Below are 5,337 nucleotides of genomic sequence, written 5' to 3'. Positions count from 1 at the left end.
CTTCTGTTTTTCATTTTCTTCTACTAATTTCACCATCTGAGTAAAAGTCTCAATTCTTACCCCACAAAGGCGTTTGAACTCCTGGTTAGTTAAATCTTTAACTTTTTGATAGGTCATTATTTTCCCTTATACTGACCCATTTATATCTTTTTTATTGGACTTTTGCAAGAGGTCTATTGTAGCGATTGGGATCAAGCGCCACTTTAGCTGGAGCAGATAATATGGTGGCGGTCGCTACCTAAGGCCCGCGAAGAATACGAGTGGTTAGCCACCTTGTCTTGATGCAAAGCGCGAGTGGTTTGAATTTACCGTAAGACAGTTGAGCCTTAATCAATAAGTTTTACCCCTTTTCTGCATAGCCTACCAACCATAAAGGCTCAACTGTCTAAGGTTTTGTCTCCGGGGGAAACCCCCGCGTGAAGGCGCTGCATCGCTTTTGGAGTTGCCAAATGGGATACCGTCTCACGACACGACGCTCGCGAGTGTTTGCCCTGATTGACCCAGAACAGTTTCATGACTTTTTATTGCGCTGGATAGAGTATCTTACGGATCAATTAGATATCAAGCTGATTTACATCGATGGGAAAACCTCTCGTGGCTCTTACGACCGTCAAAGTAAGCTCAAAGCCTGACCTAGTGTGAGTGCTTGGAGAATAGAATGAAAAATGCTGTAAAGTAAATTTTCATGAATAGTAAGTATTAAAAAAAATATTGCCATGCTGTGCTGTATGGTACTATTTTAAGTAGATTTCATAGTATAATAATAAAATGGTAAAAGCATTATTTTCATGCCTACTTTGTTAAACTTATCGAAGTACTATATCAATGATTGAAGTTAAATTTTTTGATAAAAAAGAACGAGGAATTGTATCAACAAAACTGATTACCAAAGACACATTGATTGAGGCTGCCCCAGTGGGATCATTTCCTGCCGAACAATGGTCAATTATCAATAAAACTGAAGTGTTTAAGTACTGCTTCGTAATCCCTGCAGAATATGAAAAAAAACAAAATGTGGGCGGTTATATTGCCTTTGGTCTTTCATCCCTATGTAATCATTCGGAAACCCCCAATGCTTATATCAATTGGGTTAAAGATGAGATTGGTCTATGGGCACATTTAATCGCATCGAAAGATATTCAGCCAGGGGAGGAAGTTTTGCTTTTATATACCAACATTGATCAATATTCTTTAGCTAATAAATTTATTTGAGTTATTGTTTAGAGGATATCTGAAAAGTTTTTTGATACTGAATTTTGCCCCCCTAGCCCCCCAATTCTGGGGGGAACAAGAATCCATTTGTTGGTAAAAGTCCCCCAAAATTGGGGGATTTAGGGGGCTTGAATGTAGCAAATGAGACTTCTCAGACAACCTCTTAAACCAGAATAGTACTTTTTTAATGCTTAAAACAAAGCAATCACAGATAGACAAATGGGCATTCCTGAATCAAGTAATGAATATGAGTGAGGTGGGCTCCTGCCTGTCTGAAAATATCAGAAACGGGCAAGATATCCATTCCACAGAACTCTTAAAATCATTTCATTATTAAGCAACGCCTCTTCAGGCTTGGTTGGCACAGGCTGAATGGTAACGGGCAAGATTCCTGTTCCACCCCTGATATCTGTTCCACCCCTGATCACCATTGCACCCATAATTTCCATTCCACCCAGCGGGTCAAACAGCATGCATTGAAATGCACCCAGTGCCTGTTATGGCGCTACGCGCAAGGCATGCATGCTAAATTGACTACAACAGCTTTTAAGCTTGTATCAATGTCAAACACCTTAATGGGTAGTCTTATACCGATGGAGCCAGTTTGCGTTCGCGTAGCGTGGCCAACGGCCAATCGCGAAGCGGTTCTTTTCGAACATCGCGTTTTTACCCACTGCCCACCCTAGGATTAATCTGTAGGATTAATCACTACAATTAATCCTTATAATTAATCACAATGGTCTAAGCAAGATTTTAGTAGTAAAGACGGGGGTGTTATGAAAATACACTTTGAGCGTACTGGCGGTTTTATGGGGATGAATATGGCAACTGAGGTTGATACTGAATCCCTATCGCCAGAAGAAGCTGATCAGCTGCAAGCCATGATTAATACTAATAGTTTCTTTGAGCTACCAGCACAGCTGATGTCATCAACACCGGGTGCAGATCAGTTTAGCTACAAACTGACCGTAGAAGTTGCTGGACGGAAAAAAACTGTGGAAATTGGTGATACAGCAGTTCCAGAGATGCTGCAACCTTTGCTAAGACGGTTGACAACGATGGCAAGGTCAACTTTGAAGTAAGAATGAAGAATTAAGAATTTAGAATGAAGAATGAAGAATTAAGAATTAAGAATGTAGAATTAAGAATGTAGAATTAAGAATTTAGAATTTAGAATCTGGGGGGGTGAGATGCAAGCAAGCTTAAATCGTTACTGGGTAGTAATTTTAGCCCATAAGTGATCAAAAGATACATGCTGTTTTGGGCTGACATTTGACATAGTGATAAGGCTCCCTCGCTTCCACACAATCAAAGTCGGGTTAGTTTCCGAGTGTATCTTACCTGAGCTCATTGGCGTCAAAGCCTTATATACTACTAAGCTTTTTAGGGCTCATGTCACCCCCCGAGATGTATAATTCTAAATTCTGCATTCTAAATTCTGCATTCTACATTCTACATTCTAAATTCTGCATTCTAAATTCTGCATTCTACATTCTACATTCTACATTCTACATTCTACATTCTAAAATAACGTAGTCGGAGCATAGGGGATAATATCAGGATCGAATCCCCCCACTTGATTAGTGCGGATAACCCAAAGTTTAGCGCCATGGTTTAACAAAAGACTAGCGATTTCGTCATGACCACGTCGTGGTAGTATAGTGCGCCAGCTAGCAAGTCCTCTTAAAATCGAAGTAATTGGACTTTCACTGGTAGCAACTCCCACCAAGGTTTCAGCATTTTCCCTCCAGTCACTACGAACAATTCCTAGGGGAGTCAGCTGTTGTTCTAGTGCTTGTCCCAACTCGGATAATTGTTGAAATCGCTGAGTTTGGGGATGATCTGGATGACTGTTCAACCACTCTTGAATTTCAGGATTGTCATTCACTTCATCTTCTATCTGTTGGATGGCTACATAAAGCGCTTGATTGGAGTCTTGCACACAGGACTCTGCTGGTGAAGCCAATGCTGCACCGTCACCATCCCCCGTGCGGTAGCGAGCCATCATGACTTGTAACTGATGCTTCAATTCATCCAAAGGTGATAGTTTAATATCACCAAACTCGTAGTCTTGGGTGACAGCATCCAATTTAACAATCACATCAGAAACAGGTCGATTGCCTAACCAACCCCGCTGCAAATTTCCCATATAGTTCGGCCATTTGATTGACCCTGCAATAATGCCATCGGGGTTACTAGCATAAACTTGCTGGTACTCTATATCAAAGCGTAATTCATCGCTTAATGGGTCACGCACTACATGAGCAATACCATAGGCAAAGTGACCGCTTACCATATTAAAAAGGACACGTTCATCTTTTTTATTACCACCAATTCCCCCATAAAGATGGATGACAATTCCCCGGTCTCCCTCCTGCCAAGGGGATATCGCAGCGTCTGGTTGTTCAGCTAAAGGATCCAGCAGAACTGTCTTGGCAGTACCTTTTTGCTGTTCGGTATTTTCCCAATTTTTTTCCTTAATGTAAGTTACCCCTTCCTCAACTCCCAAAATTACTTGATCTGGCTCTAGCATCATCAAAGCCCTAGGTTCAATCCCTTGGGTAACAAAAATGCCGTCAGGATCCTGAGCACCATAAATATACCAACCAGCGCTATTTAGAGGAGAGTCTTCAATCTGGGAATTGGTAGATCTAGGGATGCCATACCGGTCAGCCACCACTTGAGGAATACGAATAATTTCTTGAGGTCCATCAAATTGTTTTGAGTCTTTATTAAAGTGAGATACTTGAAAGCGATCGCTTTCAAGAGCCTCCCGCTTAATAATGGTAACCAAGCCATAGAAGCGACCGGTAATTTGCACTGGGTCTTCGGCAATAGTCAAAGATGTGCTTGTTTCTGACTCAGTCACCACTGGATTGTTTACCATGACAATCACATTATCGTCAGGTCTGGCTGCAGCCAAAGATTCCAGGGGACCTACCCGATTCAGATGATTTAATCGAACCGGATGCATAGCGCCCCCTGTCATGCTATCTTCAGTGGTTTGATTAAAATTAATATCTATGGTAACTCGCTTCACATAGTCTTGGATCCCTGAAGCATCTTTACTCCATGCTAAAGTCACAATTTGTCCCACCAAATGCTGATACTCAGGAGCAGCATGGTAGACTTCAAAGAGTACCGAATCATCAGTTGTTCGTTCATCCTTTTGCAGCTCGATCAGTCGTCCTATCCACTCACTAACGGGTTGATAAAGACTTGATGATAGGGTCTGATTTACCGGATAATAACTAGGTTGATTTATCTGATCGTTACGACAAAGTTCGTAGTTAGATGGTTTCGGTTCGGTCATTTTTTTCTGGGCTTGAGAGTAGATAAAAAATACCACCCCGATTACTAAAATTAGGATAACCAGGACGATTACCAAAGGGTTTTGGAGATTTACCATTATTACTATGGTTTTTTTAAGGGAACAGGGAACAGGGAATCGGGAATCGGGAATCGGGAATCGGGAGTCGGGAATCGGGGTAATAAAATTGACTGTACCTGATAATTATGACAACCGCTTTAATAGTATAGTCCTTGCAATTACCTATCTCCAAACTTCTCATAATTTCCTATCTTTCCCACACTCCCCACACTCCCCACACTCCCCTTTCTCCCCACACTTCCCACACTTCCCACACTTCCCACACTCCCCTCTTGCCTCTTGCCTCTTGCCTCTTGCCTCTTGCCTTTAATCCCCTACTCCCTACTCCCTTTAATCTGACGCAACCACATCCATCCTAGAACGGCTATTACCAGAGAAACCCAACCGGTCAAGGGCTTTAGCAACAAAAATCCTCCAATGGCTAACATTGCTCCAAACATTAGCAAAATCGATGCCAGCACCCGTTTTAGATCGTGTTCCAAATCCTGGACTGGGGCTAAACCGGTGCGAAGCTGCTGACGTTTCCAGCCAGGCCCGGCTGGACGCACCCGTCGATAAAATTCATCTAAGGTGGTATCAGATTCTGGTGGCGTGAGTAACATTACCACTACCCACAACACACCAGTAATTCCAGCTGTTACTAGCAGACGCCAACCAAAGTCAGGAATCTGAATAACTGGCACGACACTAGTACCAAACCCGACTACAAAACCAGCAACCATGGCGGTTAGTTC

6 protein-coding genes and 1 pseudogene are annotated in these 5,337 nt (G+C 42.3%); 3 read left to right on the top strand and 4 right to left on the bottom strand.

The features are described 5' to 3' along the window. Positions 1-449 precede the first annotated feature (449 nt). On the top strand, positions 450-632 hold the full coding sequence (locus F6K38_RS34520) for a hypothetical protein (RefSeq protein ID WP_193374721.1): 183 nt from the start codon (positions 450-452) through the stop codon (positions 630-632). Positions 633-825: 193 nt separating this feature from the next. After that, complete coding sequence (locus F6K38_RS34515) at positions 826-1,212, top strand: SET domain-containing protein-lysine N-methyltransferase (protein WP_008190148.1); 387 nt, start codon at positions 826-828, stop codon at positions 1,210-1,212. 281 nt (positions 1,213-1,493) lie between these two features. Here F6K38_RS34515 and F6K38_RS34510 read toward each other — a convergent pair whose 3' ends face one another. Continuing rightward, a complete protein-coding gene (locus F6K38_RS34510; RefSeq protein WP_008190150.1) occupies positions 1,494-1,685 on the bottom strand; it encodes a hypothetical protein in 192 nt (63 codons plus the stop codon). Between the two features lie 303 nt (positions 1,686-1,988). Here F6K38_RS34510 and F6K38_RS34505 point away from each other — a divergent pair, with 303 nt between their 5' ends. Next, positions 1,989-2,294, top strand: coding sequence for a protealysin inhibitor emfourin (locus F6K38_RS34505; RefSeq protein ID WP_008190153.1), 306 nt, complete (start codon positions 1,989-1,991; stop codon positions 2,292-2,294). 440 nt (positions 2,295-2,734) lie between these two features. Here F6K38_RS34505 and F6K38_RS34500 read toward each other — a convergent pair whose 3' ends face one another. From F6K38_RS34500 to F6K38_RS34490, 3 genes and pseudogenes are all read right to left on the bottom strand, one after another. Next, positions 2,735-4,621, bottom strand: a complete 1,887-nt coding sequence (locus F6K38_RS34500; RefSeq protein ID WP_287359627.1) for an abortive infection protein — start codon at positions 4,619-4,621, stop codon at positions 2,735-2,737. Positions 4,622-4,637: 16 nt separating this feature from the next. Further along, positions 4,638-4,784, bottom strand: a complete 147-nt coding sequence (locus tag F6K38_RS34495) for a hypothetical protein (protein WP_154659958.1) — start codon at positions 4,782-4,784, stop codon at positions 4,638-4,640. 133 nt (positions 4,785-4,917) lie between these two features. Continuing rightward, positions 4,918-5,337 (bottom strand): annotated as a pseudogene (locus tag F6K38_RS34490) (sodium:proline symporter); the annotation flags it as partial.

Source organism: Moorena sp. SIO3B2, from assembly GCF_010692525.1.
GTDB lineage: Bacteria > Cyanobacteriota > Cyanobacteriia > Cyanobacteriales > Coleofasciculaceae > Moorena > Moorena producens.
The sequence above is the reverse complement of the archived record's forward strand: the minus strand, read 5'-3'. Positions and strand labels throughout refer to the sequence as shown.

Bases quoted from the DNA above. Each gene is read 5' to 3' on its own strand.
- F6K38_RS34520 (WP_193374721.1), top strand. From the start codon at position 450: ATGGGATACCGTCTCACGACACGACGCTCGCGAGTGTTTGCCCTGATT.
- F6K38_RS34515 (WP_008190148.1), top strand. From the start codon at position 826: ATGATTGAAGTTAAATTTTTTGATAAAAAAGAACGAGGAATTGTATCA.
- F6K38_RS34510 (WP_008190150.1), bottom strand. From the start codon at position 1,685: ATGCTGTTTGACCCGCTGGGTGGAATGGAAATTATGGGTGCAATGGTG.
- F6K38_RS34505 (WP_008190153.1), top strand. From the start codon at position 1,989: ATGAAAATACACTTTGAGCGTACTGGCGGTTTTATGGGGATGAATATG.
- F6K38_RS34500 (WP_287359627.1), bottom strand. From the start codon at position 4,621: ATGGTAAATCTCCAAAACCCTTTGGTAATCGTCCTGGTTATCCTAATT.
- F6K38_RS34495 (WP_154659958.1), bottom strand. From the start codon at position 4,784: ATGAGAAGTTTGGAGATAGGTAATTGCAAGGACTATACTATTAAAGCG.